Source organism: Streptomyces sp. NTD91 (assembly GCF_059510455.1).
Map to the genome: position 1 here is coordinate 103790 of NZ_JCAJZW010000015.1, position 20744 is coordinate 124533.

General features: G+C 73.3%; 18 protein-coding genes and 2 pseudogenes. 12 read left to right on the forward strand and 8 right to left on the reverse strand.

What is annotated here, in order from left to right; translation table 11 throughout:
• Positions 1-71: 71 nt before the first annotated feature.
• From AC5WRT_RS17945 to AC5WRT_RS17965, 5 genes are all read right to left on the reverse strand, one after another.
• Positions 72-2351, reverse strand: a complete 2280-nt coding sequence (locus AC5WRT_RS17945; protein WP_496100387.1) for a catalase — start codon at positions 2349-2351, stop codon at positions 72-74.
• A 479-nt stretch (positions 2352-2830) separates the two neighbouring features.
• Complete coding sequence (locus AC5WRT_RS17950; protein ID WP_496094459.1) at positions 2831-3271, reverse strand: Orn/Lys/Arg family decarboxylase; 441 nt, start codon at positions 3269-3271, stop codon at positions 2831-2833.
• Positions 3217-3651 carry a hypothetical protein gene (locus AC5WRT_RS17955; protein WP_496094511.1) on the reverse strand — a complete coding sequence of 145 codons (435 nt, stop codon included), beginning with the start codon at positions 3649-3651 and terminating at the stop codon, positions 3217-3219. The genes AC5WRT_RS17950 and AC5WRT_RS17955 overlap by 55 nt, the downstream gene beginning before the upstream one ends.
• A gap of 136 nt (positions 3652-3787) precedes the next feature.
• Entirely contained in the window at positions 3788-4096 is a 309-nt protein-coding gene (locus AC5WRT_RS17960; protein WP_496100388.1) for a hypothetical protein, read from the reverse strand.
• Positions 4093-5265 (reverse strand): FAD-dependent oxidoreductase, encoded by a 1173-nt coding sequence (locus AC5WRT_RS17965; RefSeq protein WP_496094460.1) that lies wholly within the window; start codon positions 5263-5265, stop codon positions 4093-4095. The genes AC5WRT_RS17960 and AC5WRT_RS17965 overlap by 4 nt, the downstream gene beginning before the upstream one ends.
• A gap of 337 nt (positions 5266-5602) precedes the next feature.
• Here AC5WRT_RS17965 and AC5WRT_RS17970 point away from each other — a divergent pair, with 337 nt between their 5' ends.
• The 7 genes from AC5WRT_RS17970 to AC5WRT_RS18000 all read left to right on the forward strand — a co-directional run bounded on the left by AC5WRT_RS17970 (position 5603) and on the right by AC5WRT_RS18000 (position 12485).
• Entirely contained in the window at positions 5603-6610 is a 1008-nt protein-coding gene (locus AC5WRT_RS17970; protein ID WP_496094461.1) for a Ppx/GppA family phosphatase, read from the forward strand.
• 281 nt (positions 6611-6891) lie between these two features.
• Entirely contained in the window at positions 6892-7863 is a 972-nt protein-coding gene (locus AC5WRT_RS17975; RefSeq protein ID WP_496094462.1) for an ABC transporter substrate-binding protein, read from the forward strand.
• Positions 7860-8645, forward strand: coding sequence for an ABC transporter permease (locus AC5WRT_RS17980; RefSeq protein ID WP_496094463.1), 786 nt, complete (start codon positions 7860-7862; stop codon positions 8643-8645). The genes AC5WRT_RS17975 and AC5WRT_RS17980 overlap by 4 nt, the downstream gene beginning before the upstream one ends.
• Positions 8642-9472: an ABC transporter permease gene (locus AC5WRT_RS17985; RefSeq protein ID WP_496094464.1), complete on the forward strand. Its 831-nt coding sequence runs from the start codon at positions 8642-8644 to the stop codon at positions 9470-9472. The genes AC5WRT_RS17980 and AC5WRT_RS17985 overlap by 4 nt, the downstream gene beginning before the upstream one ends.
• Positions 9469-11076, forward strand: a complete 1608-nt coding sequence (mdlC, locus tag AC5WRT_RS17990; protein WP_496094465.1) for a benzoylformate decarboxylase — start codon at positions 9469-9471, stop codon at positions 11074-11076. Before AC5WRT_RS17985 ends, mdlC begins: the two co-directional genes overlap by 4 nt.
• 3 nt (positions 11077-11079) lie before the next feature.
• On the forward strand, positions 11080-11832 hold the full coding sequence (locus AC5WRT_RS17995) for an ABC transporter ATP-binding protein (RefSeq protein ID WP_496094466.1): 753 nt from the start codon (positions 11080-11082) through the stop codon (positions 11830-11832).
• Positions 11833-12230: 398 nt separating this feature from the next.
• Entirely contained in the window at positions 12231-12485 is a 255-nt protein-coding gene (locus AC5WRT_RS18000) for an acetyl-CoA synthetase (protein WP_496094467.1), read from the forward strand.
• Between the two features lie 42 nt (positions 12486-12527).
• Here AC5WRT_RS18000 and AC5WRT_RS18005 read toward each other — a convergent pair whose 3' ends face one another.
• The 3 genes from AC5WRT_RS18005 to AC5WRT_RS18015 form a co-directional block, all read right to left on the reverse strand.
• Positions 12528-15167 (reverse strand): WD40/YVTN/BNR-like repeat-containing protein, encoded by a 2640-nt coding sequence (locus AC5WRT_RS18005; RefSeq protein ID WP_496094468.1) that lies wholly within the window; start codon positions 15165-15167, stop codon positions 12528-12530.
• A gap of 107 nt (positions 15168-15274) precedes the next feature.
• Positions 15275-16399 carry a GNAT family N-acetyltransferase gene (locus AC5WRT_RS18010; RefSeq protein ID WP_496100389.1) on the reverse strand — a complete coding sequence of 375 codons (1125 nt, stop codon included), beginning with the start codon at positions 16397-16399 and terminating at the stop codon, positions 15275-15277.
• 291 nt (positions 16400-16690) lie between these two features.
• Complete coding sequence (locus AC5WRT_RS18015; protein ID WP_496094505.1) at positions 16691-17563, reverse strand: helix-turn-helix transcriptional regulator; 873 nt, start codon at positions 17561-17563, stop codon at positions 16691-16693.
• A 140-nt stretch (positions 17564-17703) separates the two neighbouring features.
• Between AC5WRT_RS18015 and AC5WRT_RS18020 the strand changes: the two genes are divergently transcribed.
• The 5 genes and pseudogenes from AC5WRT_RS18020 to AC5WRT_RS18040 form a co-directional block, all read left to right on the forward strand.
• Positions 17704-18588, forward strand: coding sequence for an SDR family oxidoreductase (locus AC5WRT_RS18020; RefSeq protein WP_496100390.1), 885 nt, complete (start codon positions 17704-17706; stop codon positions 18586-18588).
• Positions 18589-18617: 29 nt separating this feature from the next.
• Positions 18618-19525 (forward strand): annotated as a pseudogene (locus AC5WRT_RS18025) (SDR family NAD(P)-dependent oxidoreductase).
• A gap of 25 nt (positions 19526-19550) precedes the next feature.
• On the forward strand, positions 19551-19766 hold the full coding sequence (locus tag AC5WRT_RS18030; RefSeq protein WP_496094471.1) for a tautomerase family protein: 216 nt from the start codon (positions 19551-19553) through the stop codon (positions 19764-19766).
• A 47-nt stretch (positions 19767-19813) separates the two neighbouring features.
• Positions 19814-20245, forward strand: coding sequence for a PaaI family thioesterase (locus tag AC5WRT_RS18035; protein WP_496094472.1), 432 nt, complete (start codon positions 19814-19816; stop codon positions 20243-20245).
• A gap of 82 nt (positions 20246-20327) precedes the next feature.
• Positions 20328-20696: pseudogene (locus AC5WRT_RS18040) on the forward strand (glycoside hydrolase); the annotation flags it as partial.
• Between the last annotated feature and the right edge of the window lie 48 nt (positions 20697-20744).

Consider the following 20744-nt stretch of genomic DNA (forward strand, 5'->3'; position numbering starts at 1 on the left):
GTACGCCGTTCGGGACCTGCGCCGAACGGCGTGCTCGACGCTCCCTTCGCGTGCTTCGCCCTGTGCGGCCCTCAGGCGGTGGAGGGGAAGCGGTCCCAGACCCGGTGCGAGCCGAGCAGCCGGGTGAGCTGCTGGAGGACCGTGGTGGCGCCGTCGCCGGCGATCACACCGGGCGCGTCGAGGGGGATGCCGGCCGCCTCCAGCGCGACCTCTCCGCCCTTGGCGGCGCCGATGGCCTTGCCGTGCCGGTACGCCTCCGCCAGCAGCAGCCCCACCCGCGGGTCGGGCGTGCCGTCCCCGTCGCCGGGCAGGGCCGCCTTGGCGTCACGCGCGCCGTGGGCGTCGACCCCGATCCCCGGGGTGCCCGCCACCAGCACCGCGTCGAACTCCACGGACCGGGCCGTGGCGTACGTCCGCTGGACGGTGAGCGCGTCCGTGCCGGAGCCGAGGGTGCCGCCCGTCGGCGCGACGACGAGCGGGACCATCCCGCCGTCCAGCACCTCCTGGCGTGCCGCCTGTACGCCGTCGAGGTCGCCGTCGGGGCCGGTGACGATGCCGATGATCCGGCCGTCGGTGGGCCAGGTGCGGCCCACCTGGGACAGCGCGGGGCTGGGCTCGACGTCGGCGAGGGGCACGGTGGGGGCAGGGGCGGGCAGGCCGAGTCCGGTGGCGACGCTCGCGCACAGCTCCGGGTCGATGTTCGCCAGGACCTGCAACCCGCGTTCCTTGATGGCCTGTTCGTAGCATTTGCCGAGTTCGAAGGTGTAGGCGCCGATGATGTGCTCGCGCTCCACCGGGCTCATGCTGAGCCAGAACCGGCGCGGCTGGCTGAAGTGGTCGTCGAACGATGCCGGCGCCTCGCGGACCTTCGTCGCCTCCGGCACCCGCACCGGCGCCTCGATGAACGCGCCGTCGGCGGCGCCGGCCGTGAACGGGCAGCCGCCGTCGAGGGAGTTGGGGCGGTAGGGGGCCACGCCCCGGTGCACGGCGTCCTGGTGGAAGCCGTCGCGGGTCATGTCGTTGACAGGTGCGTGCGGCCGGTTGATGGGGATCTGCGCGAAGTTGGGTCCGGCCAGCCGGGTGATCTGGGTGTCCAGGTACGAGAAGAGGCGCCCGGCGAGCAGCGGGTCGTCGGTGATGTCGATGCCGGGGACGAGGTGGCCGGGGTGGAAGGCGACCTGCTCGGTCTCGGCGAAGAAGTTCGCCGGGTTGCGGTTGAGGGTGAGCAGTCCGACGGGCTGCACGGGGGCCAGTTCCTCGGGGACGATGTTCGTCGGGTCCAGCAGGTCGATGCCCTCGAACGTCTGGTCGGGGGTGTCGGGGAAGGTCTGGATGCCGAACTCCCACTCGGGGTAAGCGCCCGCCTCGATCGCGTCGGCGAGGTCCCGCCGGTGGAAGTCCGGGTCGACGCCGTTGACGATCTGCGCCTCCTCCCAGACCAGCGAGTGCACGCCCAGCTTCGGTTTCCAGTGGAACTTCACCAGGGTGGTCCCACCGTCGGCGTCGACCAGCCGGAAGGTGTGGATCCCGAAGCCCTCCATGGTGCGGTACGAGCGAGGGATGCCCCGGTCGGACATGTTCCACAGGGTGTGGTGCGTGGCCTCGGTGTGCAGGGTGACGAAGTCCCAGAAGGTGTCGTGGGCACTCTGGGCCTGCGGGATCTCCCGGTCCGGGTGCGGTTTGGCGGCGTGCACGACGTCCGGGAACTTGATCGCGTCCTGGATGAAGAAGACCGGGATGTTGTTGCCGACGAGGTCGAAGACGCCCTCGCCGGTGTAGAACTTCGTCGCGAAGCCACGGGTGTCCCGGACGGTGTCGGAGGAGCCACGGGAGCCGAGCACGGTGGAGAAGCGGACGAAAACCGGCGTCTGCACGCCCTCGGCGAGGAAGGCCGCCTTGGTCACGTTCGCGGCCGTGCCGTAACTGCGGAACACCCCGTGAGCGCCGGCGCCCCGGGCGTGGACCACGCGCTCGGGGATGCGTTCGTGGTCGAAGTGCATGACCTTTTCGCGCAGGTGGTGGTCCTGCAGCAGCACCGGACCGCGAGGCCCCGCCTTCAGGGAGTGATCGGTGTCGTACAGCCGGGTGCCCTGGGCGTTGGTCAGATGGCTGCCGCTCTGCGCCATCCACGCCTGGTCGGCGCCGGTGGGCCGGCCGGTGGGCGAGACGGTCTCCGGGCCGGTCTGGTCGGGCTTGGGCGGGAGCGGCTCATGGGGTTCGGTGGGCTCGGCGACCGACGGCGTTTCGGGTCCGGGCTTGCCGGGGATGCCGTCCTGCGGACCCGCGCCGTCGCCGCGCAGGGCATCCACCGCCTTGTCCGCCGCTCGCTTCAGGGGGTTGCTCTCGCTCATCGCTGCTCTTCCTTCGCTGGTCACGGGGGCGGGCCCGGCACCGGCGAAGCGGGGCGTCCGACGCGCGGTGGCCACGCCCGGGGCATACGGCCGACAACACGAACACACCGGAGGAAAGGATCTGAAAGAGGTCGACGCGGGCCCTCGTAACGAGGTCCCCGGGCCGGGGTGTCCGAAACCGGGAATCGGGCGGATTTCCGGTCGGGGTGAAGTCGGGCCGTCTCCCATCGACTTGCCGGGACGAAAGGCCCGCCGGACGTGCCGTCCGGACCCGGGGACCGTCGCGCAGGGCCAAGTGCCCCCTGCCGAGGGTGTCTTCGTCGGCGGGCCGGCTTCTTGACCCGGGCAGGCGACGTACGCCCGCCCACACCCGCCACCCTAGGCGCTGCGCCGGTCAGCCGCAGTCCGAGACGGACGGCCGCGGAGTCGGTCACGGGCGCGACCGGACAGGGGCGGCTCCGGTCACCGGCGGTGTCGCGTCACGGGCGGGCCGTGACGCGCAGGGTCTTCAGCGAGGGGGCCGCCGCGTCGGAGATGAGGAAGCCGTGCTCCACCCCGCTGCGCAGGAAGTCCAGCACGTCCCCGGTGATCACCTCGCCCGGTGCCACCACGGGCACGCCGGGTGGATAGGGGCTGATCATCTCGGCGGAGATCCGGCCCACGGCCCGAGCGGCGGGCACCTGCTCGGCGGGCCCGAAGAACGCCTCACGGGGCAGGACCGCCTGCTGAAGTTCGAGCGTCCGGGGCTCGGGCAGCCGCACGGCGGGCCGGTGCTCGATCGACGCGGCGTCCTCCACCAGGGACCGCATGGCGTCCAGGAGGACCTTCTCGGTCTCGTCGTCGTCCGCGTGGGTGATGGAGCCGTTCAGCCGGCAGCTGTCCGAGCCGCCCACGTCGACGGCCGGTGCGCCCGCAGCCATTCGGTCGCCTGCATGCCGCTGAGGCCGAGGTCCCGGACGTCGATCACGATCTTCAGGGGGTCGAACTCGGCCGCCGGCCCCTCCGCGACGATCTCGCCGCCCATGATCCGCAGCCCCGGCAGCTCCCGCAGCTCGGCGCGGATCCGCTCGGCCCGGTGGACGGCCGTCTCCAGCAGCTCGTGGCCGTGCTCGGCCATCTGCCGCCGCCAGCCGTCCAGGGCGCCGTACACCAGCGAGGAGGCGCTGGTGGTGCCGAGCAGGTCCTCGCGCTGTTTGAGCACCTCGGGTGCCACCCGGTCGTGCTGCAGGTGGAGGACCGAGCTCTGCTCGACGGCCCCGCCGTGCACACTGGTGACGACCAGATCGGCGTCGGCGTCCATGCCCCAGGTGGGCAGGTCCGGGTGGAAGGGCAGATGGGCCCCCGGGCCTCGTCCACGATGAGCGGTACGTCGTGGGCGTGACAGGCGTCGGCGACCCCCCGGATGTCGGCGCGGGTGCCCCAGTCGGTGGGCGTGATCAGCAGCATGCCCTTGGCGTCGGGGTGCTCGCGCAGCCGGTCGCGGACGTCGTCGGGCTCCGGCGGATGGGCCAGGTGCCGTTCGGTGTCGAACTTCGGGTGCACCCAGATCGGCCGTTGATGATCACCGCCGCGACGACGGACTTGTGCGCATTGTGGGAGACCAGCAACTTCTCCCCGGGACCCGCGACCGAGAGCATCGCGGTCTTCACGGACAGAGAGCTGCCGCAGGTCGAGAAGAAGGCGTGCTCGGCGCCGACCGCCTCTTGCACCTTCGCGCGTACGTCCGCGTCGGCGCCCGGTGTCACGGCTGCTCGGGCGGGGCCGCAGGCAGCGGGCTTTCCCAGGCCAGTTGGTGGACGAGCGCCTCGTCCGGTTCCGCGGGACGGGCCACGGCGGGAGCGGGACGGGCCGGGTTCCGGGTGCCGCGGGAGAGGCCGCCGCTGACGGTGATGTTGTGCTCCACCCGGGGGCGGCGATGCCGTTCGTACGCGGCGAACGCGGCCTCGGCATCGGGCAGGTCGCGCAGCGCCTTCGCGAGGACCACGGCGTCCTCCAGGGCCATCGAGGCTCCCTGGCCGGTGGCCGGGGAGGCCGCGTGGGCGGCGTCCCCGATGAGAAGGATGCGCCCCCTGTGCCACAGTGCGCCGAGCGGCATCTCGGTGGCGTCGGTGACCATGACGGCACCCTGGGAGGCGGCGACGACGTCCGCGGCGGGTGCGCAGTCCTTGCGCAGCAGCGGCAGCAGTTCCTCACGCCACGCGGCGCGGCGCGCGGAGCCGCCGGCGGGCAGGGGTTCCGTGCTCACGCGGGCGAACCAGTACGTCTGCCCGGCCGGAGACGCCGTGTACCCGAAGGTGGTCTCGGCGCCCCGGACGAAGGTGATCACACCGGTGCCGTCGGCGACGCCCGAGTAGCCGTAGAAGATCCGCTGGCCCGCGTACCTGGGCCGGGCACCGGCGGTGAGGCTGCGGCGCACCGTGGAGTTCAGCCCGTCGGCGCCGAGCAGCAGGTCCGCGTGGGCGGTGCCGCCGTCGGCGAACCGGGCGGTGACGCCGAGCGGGCCGTCCGTGACGCCGACCAGGCGGGCGCCGTGGCGCAGCCGGATGCCGCGCCGGACCGCCTCGCCCTGCAGAGCCGCGTTCAGCTCGCCGCGGCGCAGACAGCGGTAGCGCAGGTCGGGGTCGGTGACCTCGCCGAGCGGCGCGTGCGTCAGCTCGGTGCCGTCGCTGTCGAGCAGTCGCAGCGAAGTCAGCGGAAAACCGACGGCGGTGACGGCGTCCGTGGCGTCGAGCTGGGCCAGGGCGCGCATGCCGTTGCTCGCCAGGGTCAGGAACGCCCCGATGTCCTCGCCGGAGTCGGGGTGTGCCTCGTACACGGTGACGTCGTGTCCGGCCTTGTGCAGCCCGAGCGCGGCCGCGGTCCCCGCGATGCCGCCGCCGATCACCAGTACCCTCGTCGCACCTGTCCCGCTCACGTCCCACTCCTCGTGCCGCCCACGTCCGTGCCCGTCCGGCCCTGTCCGTCCGGTCGTGCTCATCTAAGGCCAGGGGCGGGCTCGGCGGGCGGGCCGGGCGCCGAGATCCGGACAGGGCGCGGCCCCGTACCGAGGGGGGTGCCGGACGGAGGAACCGTCGCTCACGGTGGTGCCCGGGAGCGCCGGGAAACGGACCCGGCCCGCGCGCCGCTCGCCGCCGGTCCGGCACCGACTGCCCCGCAGACCGTTCCCATGGGGGCCTCCCTCAGGGCTGCCGTGTACAGGCGCGCCCCCCTGTGTGACGGGTGACCGCCGGTGAATTGGGTACTTCCCGGCCATGCGGGTGAGCGTGCTGGATGCCGGGTCGAACACGGTGAGGCTGGTGATCGCGGATGTGGAGGGTGGCGTTCCGCTGCCGGTGCACACCGTCAAGTGGAAGCTGCGCCTGTCCGAACACGTCGGTCCGGACGGCACGATCGCCGACGATGCGGTCGAGGGACTGGTGAAGGCGGTGGCCGCGGCGGCGGCCACCGCCCGGCGTTGGCATGCGTCCGGCCCCATGGCCTTCGCCACCGCCGTGGTGCGCGGGGCCCCGAACCGGCAGGATCTGCTGCGTCGGGTGGCGGCCGGAACGGGGATCCGCATGTGCACCCTGCCGGGTGAGACCGAGGCGGAGCTGACGTTCCTGGCCGCCCGGCGCTGGCTCGGCTGGCACGCCGGCCCGCTCGCCGTGCTCGACATCGGCGGCGGTTCGCTGGAGGTGGCCTTCGGCCGGGGCCGGTTGCCCGACTTCGCCGCGTCCCTGCCGCTCGGCGCGCGGCGGCTCACCCAGGAGTACTTCGGCGCCCAGGACCCCCCGGGACGGGAGGAACTGAAGGAGCTGCGCCGCCGCATCCGCCACGAGCTGCGGGACGTGGCCTCGCGGATCCGCTGGGAGCGGCCGCGCACCGCCGCCGTCACCTCCCGTACGTTCCAGCAGCTGGGCCGCCTGTGCGGGGCGGCGCCCGGGCGGCACGGCCCGTTCGTACGGCGGGAGATGCGCTGCCGGGACCTGCGCGAGGCCGTCCGCACCCTCGCCGCGCTGCCCGCCGCCGAGCGCACCCAGCTGCCGGGGATCTCCGCGCCGCGCGCGGAGCAGAGCCTGGCCGGGGCGGTCGTGGGACACACCGCGCTGAAGCTCATGGGGCTGCGCGGGGTCGTGGTCTGCCCGTGGGCGATCCGCGAGGGCGTGCTGCTGCGCTACATCGAGGACGGCGCGGACTGGTGGACGGACGTCATCGACGCCACCGACCCGGCGGTGCCGTCCGCAGCGACGACCCTCCGCATAGCGAGCCCACGGGCCTGACGCAGCGTCACCAGCGGCGGTCCGCCGTCCGGGTTCTGCGGTCTGCGGCGGGTCGGCGGTGGGGCTGGGGAGGCGGGGCGGGCGGACCGACCGCATCGCCACCCGCGCACCCATTCTCGCCGGGCCGCACGATTCCCGTGCCCCGCCGAGCCACACGCCGGCCCCGAAGCTCCTTGCCCGGCGCCCGGTTCGCGTGTCCGAGGAGGCCGCCGGGTGCAGCCCCGGGAACATCACCCCTCGGTCTGTAGCGATCATGACAAATGCAGGGTAGTCATCCCCGTATGCCTTCATTACGCCGATCACGACCGGGAACGAAGCGGCTGGCCGCCCTCGTCGTCGCCGCGGCGCTGCTCCTCGCGGGCTGCGACAGCGGCGGCGCCTCGCACTCGCCTGACGGACGCACGCGACTGACCGTCGCGGCGCTGCCGCTCACCGACTCCGCCGCCCTCTATCTGGCCCGGGACCGCGGGCTGTTCGCCAAGGAGGGCCTGGACGTACGCATCCAGCCCGTGCAGCAGAGCATCCAGGCGTTGCCCGCGCTGCTCAGGGGCCAGGTGAACGTGATCGCGAGCGCGAACTACGTCACCTACTTCCAGGCGTACGAGAAGGGCACCCTGGACCTGCGCATCCTCGCCGAAGGCGTCCGGATCGCCCCACACATGATGGACGTCCTGGTACCCAAGGACTCCGCCCTGAAGTCACCCGCGGACCTTGCGGGCAAGAAGGTCGCGGTCGCCGTCCTGAACAACATCCAGTCGCTGACCCTGAACGCGATCCTCGGCGCCCGGCACGCCGGACGACCCGTCTACCGGCAGATACTCTTCCCGCAGATGGGCCCGGCCCTGCAGAAGGGCCAGGTGGACGCGGCCCACGTGGTCGAGCCCTTCGACACCGCCGTCCAGGGCGAGCTGGGCGCACGGGTGCTGCTGGACGGCGGGTCGGGTCCCGCGCGCGGCCTGCCCGCCAGCGGGTACGTCACCACCGCCGACTTCGTGAAGAAGAACCCGAAGGCCGCCGCGGGCTTCCGGCGCGCCGTCGAGGCGGCCTCCGAGCTCGCCGCCGACGATCCGGCGGTGGTCCGCGGCGAGCTGCCGAAGTACACCAAGGTGACCGCCGACCAGGCCAGGTCGATCCATCTGCCCGCCTACCCGGCGTCCGCCGACCCGTCCGCCCTGCGCCGGCTCGTCCGGCTGATGCGCGCTCAGGGGCTGCTGACGAAGGACATCGATCCGGCTCCTCTGCTGGTGCCATGACACGGCGTCAGGAGATGCTGCTGGGCCTGCTCGGCGCGGCGGGGGCGTTCGGGGTCTGCGAGGCGGTCGCCCGGGCCGGGATCGTACGGCGGAGCTATCTGCCGCCCGCCTCCCAAGTCGTCGCCCGCGCCGCCCGGCTGGCCGGCGACCCGGCGTTCCTCGGCGCGGTGGGGGTGACCCTGCGGGCATGGGCGCTGGGCCTCGTCCTCGCCTGTGCCATCGCCGTGCCGCTCGGGCTGCTGCTGGGCGCGGTGCCGGTCGTCGAGGCCGCCGTGCGCGCGGTGGTCGAGTTCCTGCGGCCCCTGCCGTCCGTGGCGCTGATCCCGCTGGTGTCGCTGCTGCTCGGCTCGGGCACCCGCACCGAGGTGACGCTCATCGCGTACGCCGCGCTGTGGCCGGTGCTGTTCAACACCGTCCACGGCATCGGTGAGACCGATCCGCTGGCCAAGGACACCCTGCGTGCCTTCGGGTTCGGACGGCTCGCGGTGCTGCTGCGGGTGGAGTTGCCGGCCACGGCCCCGTTCATCGCCGCCGGTGTGCGGATCTCGGCCGCGGTGGCCCTGATCCTGGCCGTGGCGACGGAGATCCTCTCCGGCTTCGGCCAGGGTCTCGGCATCTTCATCGCCCAGGCCCAGACGGAGACGGACGGCACTCGGGACGTGCTGGCCGGGGTGGTGTGGGCGGGCGCGCTCGGGCTGGTGATCAACGGCGTACTGGTCGGCGCCGAACGGCGGTTGTTCGCCTGGGCGCAGGAACCCCGGCCACAGCGGAGCCGCCCATGACCCGGACCCGGGGCGAAGCCTCCGGCCCGCCCCGCGCCACCGCCGTGCCCTTCCTGCTGCGCTGGGCGGTGCTGCTCGGCGCCGTGGCCTGCTGGGAACTGGCCGCACGGGCGCGGGGCAGCGTCTACTTCCCGCCGCCGCTGCGGATCGCCCGGCACGCATGCGCCCTGTGGTTCTCCGGGCCCGCCGGTCATCTGTTCCTCACCCCGGCCGCCGTCGACACCATCCTGCCGAGCCTGGGCCGGATGGCGGCGGGGTTCGCGCTCGCCGCCGTCGCGGGGATCGCGCTGGGCCTCGCGGTGGGCCGCTCGCACCGCGTGTACGCGCTGTGCAACCCGGTGCTCCAGTTCGCACGGGCCGTGCCGCCGCCCGCGCTGGTGCCGGTGTTCGTGGTCGTCTTCGACTTCGGCACCCCCATGCAGGTGGCGTCGATCGTGTTCAGCGCCGTATGGCCGGTACTGATCAACTCGGCCGAGGGCGCCCGGGCCACCGACCCGCTGCGGCTGGACGTGGCGGCCGTGCTGCGGCTGACAGCGCCCGAGCGGGTGCGGTTCCTGATCCTGCCCTCCGCACTGCCCCGGATCTTCGCGGGGCTCCGGCTCAGCCTGTCGCTGTGCCTGATCCTGATGGTCTTCTCCGAACTGCTGCCGGGCAGCGACAACGGCATCGGCTTCACCCTCACCGACGCGCAGACGCGCTCGGACCTGCTCACCGTGTGGGCCGCGCTGCTGCTGCTCGGCGCGCTCGGGTATCTCCTCAACACCACCTTGCTGGCGGTCGAGAAGCGGCTCGTCGGCACCGGCACGTCCGCAGGGAGGACGGCATGACGACGGCCACGGTCCGCGAGGCGGTCGTACGGTTTCTGCGGGACACCGGCATGACCACGGCGTTCGGCAATCCGGGCTCCACGGAGCTGCGGATGTTCCGCGACTGGCCCGACGACTTCACCTACGTGCTCGGCCTGCAGGAGTCCGTCGCCGTCGGCATGGCGGCCGGGCACGCGCTCGGCACCCGGCGGGCCGCCCTCGTCAGCCTGCACTCGGCCGGCGGGGTCGGGCACGCGCTCGGCGCGGTGTTCAACGCTTTCCGCGACCGGGTGCCGCTGGTGATCGTGGCGGGACAGCAGGCACGTTCCCTGCTCCGGCTGCGGCCGTTCCTCGGCGCCGACGAGCCGGCCCTGTTCCCGCGCCCGTACGTGAAGTACGCCCATCAGCCGGAGCGGGCCGAGGACGTGCCGGCCGTGCTCGCCGAGGCCTACCGGATCGCGATGACCCACCCGCGCGGCCCGGTGCTCGTGTCCGTGCCCGAGGACGACTGGGACCGGGCCGCCGAGCCCGTCACGCCGCGCACGGTGCACTCGGCGTTCACGGCCGGCCCGGACGCCCTCGACGCGCTCGCCGCCCGGTTGGACGCCTGCGCGCGCCCGGCGCTCGTGGTGGGCCCGGGCGTGGACGACGAGGACGCGCTGGACCGGGTCCGGGCGCTGGCCGAGCGGATCAGGGCCGGGGTGTGGATCAGTCCGCTCTCCGGCCGCTCCGGATTCCCGGAGTCGCACCCGCTGTTCCAGGGGTTCCTGCCGCCGGTCGCCCGTCGGCTGGCCGCGCGGCTCGCGCCGTACGACGTGGTGGTGGCCCTCGGCACGCCGGTGTTCACCTACCACGTCGAGGACGAGGGGCCGCCGCTCGCGCCCGGCACCGAGCTGTTCCACCTGGACTGCGACCCCGGCCAGGCCGCCTGGCTGCCCACCGGCACCAGCATCGTCACCACGCTGCGGCCCGCACTGGAACGGCTCACCGGGCTGCTCAAGGAGCCCGACCGCGATCCGCCGCCGCCCCGGCGGGTCCCCGACCCGGCCCCCGCCGAGGGGCACATCACCCCGGAGCTGCTCTTCGACCTGCTGAACGTCCGGCTGCCGCGCGACCGGGTCCTCGTCGAGGAGGCACCGAGCCACCGCGACACGCTCCACGCGCGCGTGCCCGTGGAATCGAGCGGCGGCTTCCTCACCACCGGCAGCGGGGCCCTCGGCTGGGGTCTACCCCTCGCGGTGGGCCGGGCGCTGGCCGACCGGCGCCGGGTGGTGTGCGTGGCCGGCGACGGCTCGGCACTGTACTCGGTGCAGGCCCTGTGGAGCGCGGCCCGGCACACCGCCCCGGTCACCTACGTCCTGCTGGACAACGGCGGTTACGCGGCTGTCCGCGCACTGGGCCGCCGGATCGGCATCGACCCCGTCCCCGGCACGGACATCACCGGCATCGACTTCGTGGCCCTGGCGGAGTCCTTCGGCTGCCCCGCGGCCCGCACCGAGCACCCCGAGGAGCTGCCGGCCGCCCTGGACCACGCCCTGGGCCGGGGTGACGACACGGGACCCTTCCTGCTGCATGTGCGGGTCGCCGCAGGCACGGGCACGCTGTACGAACCGTGGGCCGGGTGAGGGATGCTGCGCCTCGACTCCGTCAGCCGGCACTTCGGCGACACCCGCGTCCTGGACGGCGTCAGCCTGACCGTGCCCGCGGGCCAGCTGCTCAGCGTGGTCGGGCCCTCCGGGTGCGGCAAGTCCACGCTGCTGCGTACCATCGCCGGGCTGCTGCCCGCGCAGGAGGGCACGGTCACGATCGACGGGACACCGGTGACCGGCGTGCCGGAGCGGCTCGCGGTCGTCTTCCAGGAGTACGGCCGCTCACTGCTGCCCTGGCTCACCGTGCGCGACAACGTGGCCCTGCCACTGCGCCCCCGGGGCCTGTCCCGCGCGGCCCGCCGGGCGGAGGCCGACACGATCCTCGAACGGGTCGGCCTGCGCGGCGTCGCCCGGCGCCGTCCCCGCGAGCTGTCGGGCGGCATGCAGCAGCGGGTGGCCATCGCCCGCGCGCTGGTGTGCCGGCCCTCCCTGATGCTCATGGACGAGCCGTTCGGCTCGCTGGACGCCGGCACCCGGGAGGACCTGGAGGACCTGCTGCTCGAGGTCCACCGTGCCGACGGCACGACCATCGTGTTCGTCACCCATGACATCGACGAGAGCGTGTACGTCGGCGACCGCGTCGTCGTCCTCTCCCCCGGCCCCGGCTCCCGCATCGTCCTCGACCTGCCCGTCGGCCTGCCCGGCGCACGGGACCAGCTCACCACCCGGAGCCTGCCCGGGTTCGTGAAGCTGCGCACGGAGGTGGGTCGGGCGGTCCGCAGCCGCGACTGAGGCATCCTGGACGGCGTGCCAGGAGCATCCTGGAAAGCGTACCGAGGAGTTGGGAGGTGGCTGGGATGCGGTGGTGGGCCGGTGGATGTGCGATCGCTGCGGTCGTCGTCCTCGCGGGATGCGGGGCGTCGACGGGCCGGGGGGCGGGTGCCGGAGGGTCCGGGAGCCGGTCGGCGCGGCCGGTGCCCTCGGCCCGGGAGTCGCTCCCGCCGGGCCCGTCACCGAGCGCCTCACCCTCACCGAGCGCCCCACTCTCGCCGAGCGGCTCCGCGTCCGACGGGGGTGCGGCCACGCCCTCCTCGGGGCCGGCCGGGTCCTGTGCCGCCGGGCACACGGCGGTGACCGTGGCCCCGGGTGACGCGGTCCGGCGCCGGGTCTGTGTGCGTCCCGGGACGGAGGTGACCCTCACCCTGCGGCCGCGCCTGGACGACAAGCGGTGGACGGGCGTGCTGAGTTCGGCGCCCGCGCTCGTGGTGGCGTCCGGCTGGCGGGTGGACGCGGACGGCACCGCGCACGCCTCCCTGCGCTGCGCGGGCACCCGGGGCGGTGCGGCGCAGGTCACCGCGGCGGCCAAGGCACCGGATGTGGCGGGGGCCGCGCGCCCCGTCTTCACGCTGGACCTGGACGTGGTGCCGTACGCGCGGGAGGGGTGACCCCCGAAGTCCCGGGAGCCACCCCTCCTGTCCGGCGGGCGGTCAGCGCAGGTCGCACACCTTGACGGTGTAGATCCCGCGGCCGTGGGTGGCGGCGTACAGCGTGCCGCCGTCCGGGCTCGTCCGGAGCTGGAGCACGGCGACCGCCGGCAGGCGGCCGATCCGCTGCCAGGTGGTGCGGCCCGGCGCCCGGTAGACGACACCGAGGTCGGTGGCGACGGCGAGGCCGCCGTCCGCCGTCACCAGCGCCGAGTTGGTGGGCACGTCGGGCAGGTTCGCCGAGATGTCCTTCCAGGTGGTGCCGCCGTCGGTGGACTCGAAGACGTGGCCGACGCCGGCGCCGGGGCCCTCGGTCCAGTGCCGGGAAAAGCCGTTGACGGCGAGGAACACGTGGTCGGCGTTCTTCGGGTCGACGGCGAAGCCGCTCAGGTAGCGGTTCGGCACGTTCCCGTCGACCGGCAGGCTGACGTCGTGCCAGCCGGTGCCGTCCGCGTTGCCGACGGCGATGCCGCGGGCGAAGCCCTGGTTGTTGCAGGGACCGCACCAGGCGGCGTAGATCTTCCCGCCGGACGCGGCGACGGCGGTCGCGGTGCGGCCCGCACCGAGGTCGTGGACGCTGGTCCACTCCTTGCCGCTGCGGATGGCGTAGCCGTGGGTCTGGACCCAGATGTGCCGGCCGCCGGCCACCCATGTGTTGCCGTCCTTCATGTCCGCAGCGAGCGGGGCGATGAAGCGGGCCTCGCTGGTGGCGTTGTCGGGCGGGGCGACGGAGTACGAGGTGGCCTTGCTCGGATCGGTGGTCCAGCTGCCGTCGTTCACCGCGCAGTTCTGGGTGACCTGGACGGCCAGGTAGACGTACTCCTGGGCGATGTTGCAGCCGTTGGCGGGGTCGGTGAGGGTGTCGCCGCCGTCACCGCCGAAGTTGGAGCCCATCACCGTGTCGTTGCTGCGCAGGATCGACTGGCCGTTGTCCTGCAGACCGCCGGTGACGGAGACCCCGCCGTGGTCGAGGTCCTTGCCGACGCCGACGGAGTAGTACTGCAGGGTGTCGATGGTGCCGTCGTTCAGGGACGTCCAGTCGGTGGCGTGGCCGGATGCGTCCTGGGAGCCGTTCAGCGGGCGCTTGTAGACGCCGCCGTCGTTGCCGACGTACACGAAGCTCTTGCCGTGATAGCGGCCGATCGCCACACCGTGCTGGTCGGAGTGGGTGGTGGCGTTGCAGTCGCCGGTCTGCTCGGCCGGGTCGATGCTCCAGCAGGAGAAGCCGAAGTTCCAGTACGGGCCGACCGTGGACCAGGTGCCGCCGCCGTCCTTCGTCTCGTAGACCTCTTCGAGGCCCGCGTACACGTGCTGCGGGTCGCTCGGGTCGACGGCGAGGAACTGGTTGTACCAGGCCTGGACGCCGGGCATGTAGCCGGGCGAGGTCAGCGCCGAGTTGTCGGCGGCCAGGCCCTTGTAGTCGGCGATCTTCGTCCAGGGACCGGTCGGCGAGCCGGACTTGGAGACGTAGATGCCTTCCAGGCCGCTGTCCGGGTTGGTGCTCAGCTGCTCCGGGGACTGGTCGATGGCGTAGTAGCGGGAACCGTCGGCGGAGCGGGCGAAGGTGACGTTGCCGACGTTGTCCGGGTCGGCCGGGAGGTCACCGAGTCCGCTGGTGATCCGGGTCCAGGTGCCGCCCGTCCTGGCGTAGAACCCGTTGTAGTCGTCGCCGCTGCGCCAGCCGATGGCGAGGACCACCTTGGACGGGTCCTTGGGGTCGATCGCGATGTCGTTGGCGATGTTCTTGTACGGCGCGTCCGGGTCGTCGGCCTTGGAGCCGCCCGGCAGGTAGTCGGGGTTGGGCGCGTACTCCAGCTTCCAGGGGCCGCTCAGCTTCTTCGTGGAGTGGCTCCACACCCCCTCGCTGGTGGCCGCCCACACCTTGCCGCCGCCGAAGCGCAGCTCGTGGATGGTGGTGCTCTCCAACTCGTCGCCGCCGACCCGGCTGCGCGCGGAGAAGGTGCCGTGGTGCGGGTGGGTGAGGACGTAGACGCCGCTGCCGAGGTAGGCGTCGGCGTTGGTGGTGGCCTCGCCGGTGCCCAGCCACAGCCGGCCCGCGCCGTCGAGGGCGAGGGCGCCGGTGGACTGGGCGGGCAGCCGATCGCTGATGGGCTGCCAGTGGCCGCCCCCGCTGCGGGAACGCCAGACCCCGCCGCCGGCGCTGCCCGCGTAGACGTAGCCGTCGTCGTCGGCGGCGAGCGCTGCCATCCGGCCGGTGACGTTCCCGCCCCCGCCGCTGGAGTTGGAGTCGATGTCGCGGTAGCGCGGGTCGTCGGAGTTGTACGGCAGGTCGGTGATGCCGTGCCAACGCCCGCCCGTGGGCCTCAGCTTGTTGAGATCGCGCCAGGCGGCGCCGTAGGCGCCCGGTGCCACGACGCCCGGCGAGGTACGGGCCTCGGCGTACTGGTCCGCGCCCTCGGCGATCTCGTCCGCCTCGTTGCCGCCGTCGTCGTCCGCCGCGACGTGCGGCGACATGGCTCCTACCGACTGCTCGCGCTGCTTGGCCAGTTGGCCGAGGGCACGGACGCCGAAGGGGCTCACCGAGCGCCCGGAGGCGGCGGACGGGGGTATCGCGACGAGTGCGGCGGACGCGGTGATCGCACAGACGGTGAACCACCGTCTTCTGCGGGTTGGTACGGACACCAAGGACCTCCCGGGGTGCAGCGACACTGCTGACACCGCAGACCCGATCACGTGAAGGCGGACATGTCCGCCGCTTGGCGAATTTTTTGACGAGAACCTGCCAGCGGCTACCGCTCCGAGAGGTGATCCTTCCGGCCGGGCGAGGCGGCCGCGACGGCCTGGGTGCGCCATCTGCCCAGCGTCTTCAGCAGCTGGTCGGCCGGATCACGCAGCGTGGGGTGGGCGTTCACCGTGTTGCGCAGCCCGCGTACCGGCCTGCGCCACAGCCGCTGGGCGAGCGCCACCGGGTGCGGGCGGGCCGCGAAGCCCTCGGCGACCCGCAGTTCACGGGTCTTCAGCCAGTCCTTGTACTCCTTGTCGCCGCGCCCGAGATCCACGAGGGTCACCCCGTGCCGGGCAGCCGCCTCGGCGGTCCGCAGATGCATCATCAACCCCGGCGAGTAGTAGTGCAGTTCGGGGTCGTAGGCGGTGAACCAGGCCGCCAGCACCGTGCTGGACCGGGGACCGAAGTGGGCCGCGACCGGCCGGTCGCCCGCGTAGAGCACGGACAGCACGCCGGTGAAGTGCTCCTCGCGGACGCGGAAGAGATGGTCGACGAGGCCGACGATCCACGGCCGGGAGAAGCGGTCCATGCGGCCGGTCCTGCGGTACTGCGCGGACTTCCACCGCATGAGGGTGCGCAGCACCTCCGGGTCGCGCTCGTCGAACTCGAACCGCACCTCGCCGATGTCCCGGCCGAGCCGCCGTTCCTTCTTCAGGGTGGTCTTGGCCAGCCCCGGGTAGGTGGCGCGCAGCCACTCCGGGTAGCCGCCGTCGCCGGGTTTCACATCGATCACCGGTGAGGCGAAGGTGCCGGTGACATGCGGGGCGAACGGCCGCTGCTCCTGTACGAGATGGTCGAACTCGAAGATGCTGAGCCCGCAGGCCCGCAGCAGTTCACCGGCGTCCCAGGTGAACCCGGGCCGGTGCACGAGGGCCTGGCAGTCGGACAGTCCGAGCCCGACGGCCCGTCCGGTTCCGACCGGCCCCCGCTCGTACGGGAAGAACCCGGCGGGCTCCCCGCCCTCACGCAGCACCGCCACCCGGACCCCGCGCCGGTACCGGGCGACGCCGGTCGCGAACTCCGGTGCCAGAAACGGGTTGGAGTACTCGGGCGACGCGTCCATCGCGCGATGCCAGGCCGCGCGCAGCGCGGGCGTCAGCTCACCGGCTCTGTGGATGGTGATCTCCACCTCAGTTCGACCGCCCTTCCCAAGGCTGCGCGAGCGGTGTGCCGTGGGCGGCACGGGCCGGTGAGGCGTGTGGATCATGGCTCATGGATCGCATGGGCGACCGCTCCCCCCATGACGCGCCGGGCGCGTCCTGCCACTGGTTCCGATGTGCGCGGAAATTCCCCTTCGCGCGCGACCGCTCAAACGTCGCGAAACAGTACGCACACTGTCAAGGGTGCCTCAGGCAAGGGATGATCCGCCACGGTTCTGCCGACTTCGTGACAAGTCCGGTGCCCGCCCGAGCCGGTGGTCTCAGCGGGTCGGGTGACCCGGCTCGTCCGGCGTGGTGCTCAGGTCCTGGGTGCCGATCACCGAGAGCAGCTCCAGCTGGGCGGCGCCCTCGGTGCCGGGCGGGGCGCTGAACCACAGCAGCCGCTGGCGGCCGTCCTCACTGAAGAGGCTGTGGCAGTCGAGCTCGATCACGCCGAGGGAGGGATGCACGATCCGCTTGTGGTCGGTGCGGCGCAGGGCCACCTCACGCTGCTCCCACAGCTCGGCGAACTCCGCGCTGCGCCGGCGCAGTGTGGCGACCAGCCGGGTGACGTCCCAGTCCCCGGCGCGCCGGGCCGCGACCGCCTGGAGGTCGGCGGTGAACACGCGGGAGTGGTGCGGATGGTCCTCGGCCGGGTAGATGCCGCGACTGGCTGGGTCGGTGAACCAGCGGTGGACGAAGCTCCGGTGAATCCCGTGTCCGCTCGGCATCTCACCGAGCAGCGCCACGGCGAGGGGGTTCTGCACGAGCGGCTCGTGCAGGTCGGTGATGACCTGGGCCGGGGTCGTGGTGAGCCGGTCCAGCAGGCCGAGCAGGGCGGGCTGGACGAGCGCGGTGGGCGCGGACGTGCCGGAGGGCAGCTGGCGGTCGGCGAGATGGAACAGGTGATCGCGTTCGTCGCCGCCGAGCCGCAGGGCACGGGCGAGGGCGGCCAGGACCTGTGCGGAGGGCTGCGCGCCGCGGCCGCGCTCCAGCTCGGTGTAGTAGTCGGCGGACAGACCGGCCAGCTGGGCCACCTCCTCGCGGCGCAGGCCCGGGACCCGGCGGCGGGGGCCCGTGGGCAGTCCGACGTCGGCGGGGCGGATCCGGTCGCGCCGGGATTTGAGGAAGGCGGCCAGCTCGGCATGGTTCACACCGTCCATGGTCGCGTGGTCACGCGGGCACAACCAGGGGTTGCCGACCCCAGGGTGAGCGCAGCCGTGGCTGGCCGGGTCACCGCGGCCCAGGCTGAAGGGGAACCTCCCGCACCGCCTCGTCCGGCAGGAGACCCCTCATGTCCGCTCAGGAAACGACCGCCCGGCCATCGACCGGCAAGGAGACGACCGGCCAGGAATCGGCCACCCTGGCGCCGGCGACCCGGCAACCGGCCCCGCAGGGATCAACCCCGCAGGAACCGGCCGCGCAGGAGTCGGCGCCGCGGGAGTCGCCCGCCGCGCCCCGCGTCGCCGTCGTCACCGGAGGCTCGCGCGGCATCGGCCGGGCGACGGTCAGCCGGCTCGCCGCCGAGGGTTTCGCCGTGGTGATCGGGTACGCCGGCAACCGCGACCTGGCCCGGGCCGCCGTCGAGGAGGTCACCGCGGCGGGCGGCAGCGCGGTCGCCGTGCGCGCCGACGTCGCCGACGAACAACAGGTCGCCACGTTGTTCCAGACCGCCGCGGAGTTCGGCGGGGTCGACGTGGTGGTGCACGCGGCCGGCCGGATGCATCTCGCGCCGATCGCGGAGCTGGATCTCACGGAGCTGGACGCGATGCACCGCACCAACATCCGCGGCACGTTCGTGGTCGCCCGGGAGGCGGCCCGCACCCTGCGCCGGGGCGGCTCGTTCATCGCCTTCTCCACCTCCGTGGTGGGCCTGGCCTTCCCGTCGTACGGCGCCTACAGCGCGAGCAAGGGCGCGGTCGAGGCGCTGACCCTGGTGCTGGCCCGCGAGCTGCGCGGCCGGGACGTCACCGTGAACACCGTCGCCCCCGGCCCCACGGCCACCGAGCTGTTCCTGGACGGCAAGGACGAGGAGGCCATCGCGCGCCTGGCCGCCCAGCCGCCGCTGGAGCGCCTCGGCACCCCCGCCGACATCGCCGAGGTGGTGGCGTTCCTCGCCTCCCCGGCCGGTCACTGGGTCAACGGGCAGGTCGTGCGCGCCAACGGCGGCATCGTCTGACCCGTCCCGATCAACCCGATGGAGAGATCATGCCCCCACACACCTCCCGAACGATCCTGGTCACCGGCGCCTCCAGCGGCTTCGGCGCGTTGACCGTGCGTGCCCTCGCCGACGCCGGCCACACCGTCTACGCGGGGATCCGGCAGCCGGCCGGCCGCAACGCGCCCGCCGTGGCCGCGCTCGACCGGTACGCGGCCGAACACGGCGTGTCCCTGCACGCCGTCGAGCTGGACGTCACCTCCGAGGGCTGTGCCGACGCGGCGGTGGCCGCGGTGCTGGGCGCCGAGGGCCGGCTCGACGTGGTGGTGCACAACGCTGGCCACATGGTCACCGGGCCCGCCGAGGCCTTCACGCCCGAGCAGCTGGCGGACCTGTACGACGTCAACGGGCTGGGCGCCCTGCGGGTGAACCGTGCCGCGCTGCCGCACCTGCGGGGGCGCGGCGAGGGGCTGCTGGTGTGGATCGGCAGCTCCGGCACGCGCGGCGGCTGCCCGCCGTTCCTCGGACCGTACTTCGCGGCGAAGGCGGCGATGGACGCGCTGGCGGTCAGCTACGCCGGTGAGCTGGTCCGGTTCGGCATCGACACCGCGATCGTCGTAACGGGCGCCTTCACCACCGGCACGAACCACTTCGTGCACGCCGGCACCCCCGCCGACACCGGGCGCGCGGCGGCCTACGACGAGCGGTACGGCGGCCTGCTGGCCGGACTCGGGGGCGGCTCGCCGCACTGGTCCCACCGGAGGCGGATCGGGCCGAGGTCGCCGGGGCCGTCGTACGTCTGGTGGACCTGCCCGCCGGCCGCCGGGCGCTGCGCACGCACGTGGATCCCGCCCGGGACGGCAGCGAGGTCGTCTCGGCGGTCGCCGACCGCATCCGCGCCGAGTTCTTCCGCCGTGCCGGGATCGACGACCTGCTCACCCCGGCCAGTTCCCTCTGACACGCCTCGACCGAGGAGAAGCCACATGCCGTTCGCGAATTTCAAGGTGCCCGCCGGAAGCCTGGACGAGGAGCAGAAGGAGCTGATCGTCACCCGCACGACCGAGCTGTACGTCGAGATCTACGGCGAGCGGGCCCGCGCCGCGACCATGGTCCTGGTGGAGGAGGTGCCCGACGGCGGCTGGGGCATCGGCGGCGGTGTCCTGAAACTCGCCATGCTCCAGGAGCCGACCGGGGACTGACTGGCACACTGCCCGGTGATCGCGGCCCTCACGAAAGGCGGTACACCATGTCGACCACCTCCCCGCACGGCGTCCCCGAGCCCGCCGATCTGCTGTCCGCCATGCCGTTCGCGGCCGGGCTGGGCATCGAACTGCGCGAGGCCACGGCGGAGCGTGTCGTCGGCGCCCTGGCCTGGTCGCCCGAGGCGTGCACCGCGGGCGGCGTCCTGCACGGCGGGGCGCTGATGGCCCTCGCGGACAGCGTCGGCGCGGTGTGCGCGTATCTGAATCTGCCCGAGGGCGCGGCCGGTACGTCGACGGTGGAGTCCAAGACGAACTTCCTGCGGGCGGTCACCGCCGGGCACGTCGAGGCCACCGCCCGGCCGCTGCATCGCGGCAGCACACTCGTCGTGGTGCAGACGGATCTGCGCGACGACCGGGACCGGCTGGTCGGCCAGACCACGCAGACCCAGATGGTGCTGCGGAAGACCGCCGGCTGAGCGGCGCCCACGGCGAAGGCCGGTCCCCGTTCTCCAGGCCGATCCGTCCGGCTCGCTGGGCGATCCGGCGGGCACCGCCATCGTGCGCGAGGAGCCCCCCGCCGAGCGCCGCACCTCGTCCTTCGACGCGGGCGCCTACTACGGCATCCGTTCCCCCGCGGCGGTCCTGCGCGTCTACAAGAAGCCGCTGCGCTTCGGCCTGTACAAGCCCGACGACCGCACCCGGATCTGGCAGGAGGACAAGCCGCTGCGCTGGTCGACCGGCGGGATGCGGCAGAGCCTGGTGCGCGGCGCGGACGAGCAGTTCTTCGGCGGCGGCGAGCAGAACGGCAGCTTCTCGCACCGCGGGCGCACGATGTACGTGGCCGACAGCTTCGACTGGAACGAGGGCGGCTACAACAACTCCCAGCCCTTCTACCTCTCCAGCGCGGGCTACGGCGTCTTCCGCAACACCTTCGCGCCGGGCGTGTACACCTTCGGCGACCCGGTCACCACGGGC

Coding starts and splice junctions, on each gene's coding strand:
- AC5WRT_RS17945 (WP_496100387.1), bottom strand. CDS start 2,351: ATGAGCGAGAGCAACCCCCTGAAGCGAGCGGCGGACAAGGCGGTGGAT.
- AC5WRT_RS17950 (WP_496094459.1), bottom strand. CDS start 3,271: ATGGCTGCGGGCGCACCGGCCGTCGACGTGGGCGGCTCGGACAGCTGC.
- AC5WRT_RS17955 (WP_496094511.1), bottom strand. CDS start 3,651: ATGGACGCCGACGCCGATCTGGTCGTCACCAGTGTGCACGGCGGGGCC.
- AC5WRT_RS17970 (WP_496094461.1), top strand. CDS start 5,603: ATGCGGGTGAGCGTGCTGGATGCCGGGTCGAACACGGTGAGGCTGGTG.
- AC5WRT_RS17975 (WP_496094462.1), top strand. CDS start 6,892: ATGCCTTCATTACGCCGATCACGACCGGGAACGAAGCGGCTGGCCGCC.
- AC5WRT_RS17980 (WP_496094463.1), top strand. CDS start 7,860: ATGACACGGCGTCAGGAGATGCTGCTGGGCCTGCTCGGCGCGGCGGGG.
- AC5WRT_RS17985 (WP_496094464.1), top strand. CDS start 8,642: ATGACCCGGACCCGGGGCGAAGCCTCCGGCCCGCCCCGCGCCACCGCC.
- mdlC (WP_496094465.1), top strand. CDS start 9,469: ATGACGACGGCCACGGTCCGCGAGGCGGTCGTACGGTTTCTGCGGGAC.
- AC5WRT_RS17995 (WP_496094466.1), top strand. CDS start 11,080: ATGCTGCGCCTCGACTCCGTCAGCCGGCACTTCGGCGACACCCGCGTC.
- AC5WRT_RS18020 (WP_496100390.1), top strand. CDS start 17,704: ATGTCCGCTCAGGAAACGACCGCCCGGCCATCGACCGGCAAGGAGACG.
- AC5WRT_RS18030 (WP_496094471.1), top strand. CDS start 19,551: ATGCCGTTCGCGAATTTCAAGGTGCCCGCCGGAAGCCTGGACGAGGAG.
- AC5WRT_RS18035 (WP_496094472.1), top strand. CDS start 19,814: ATGTCGACCACCTCCCCGCACGGCGTCCCCGAGCCCGCCGATCTGCTG.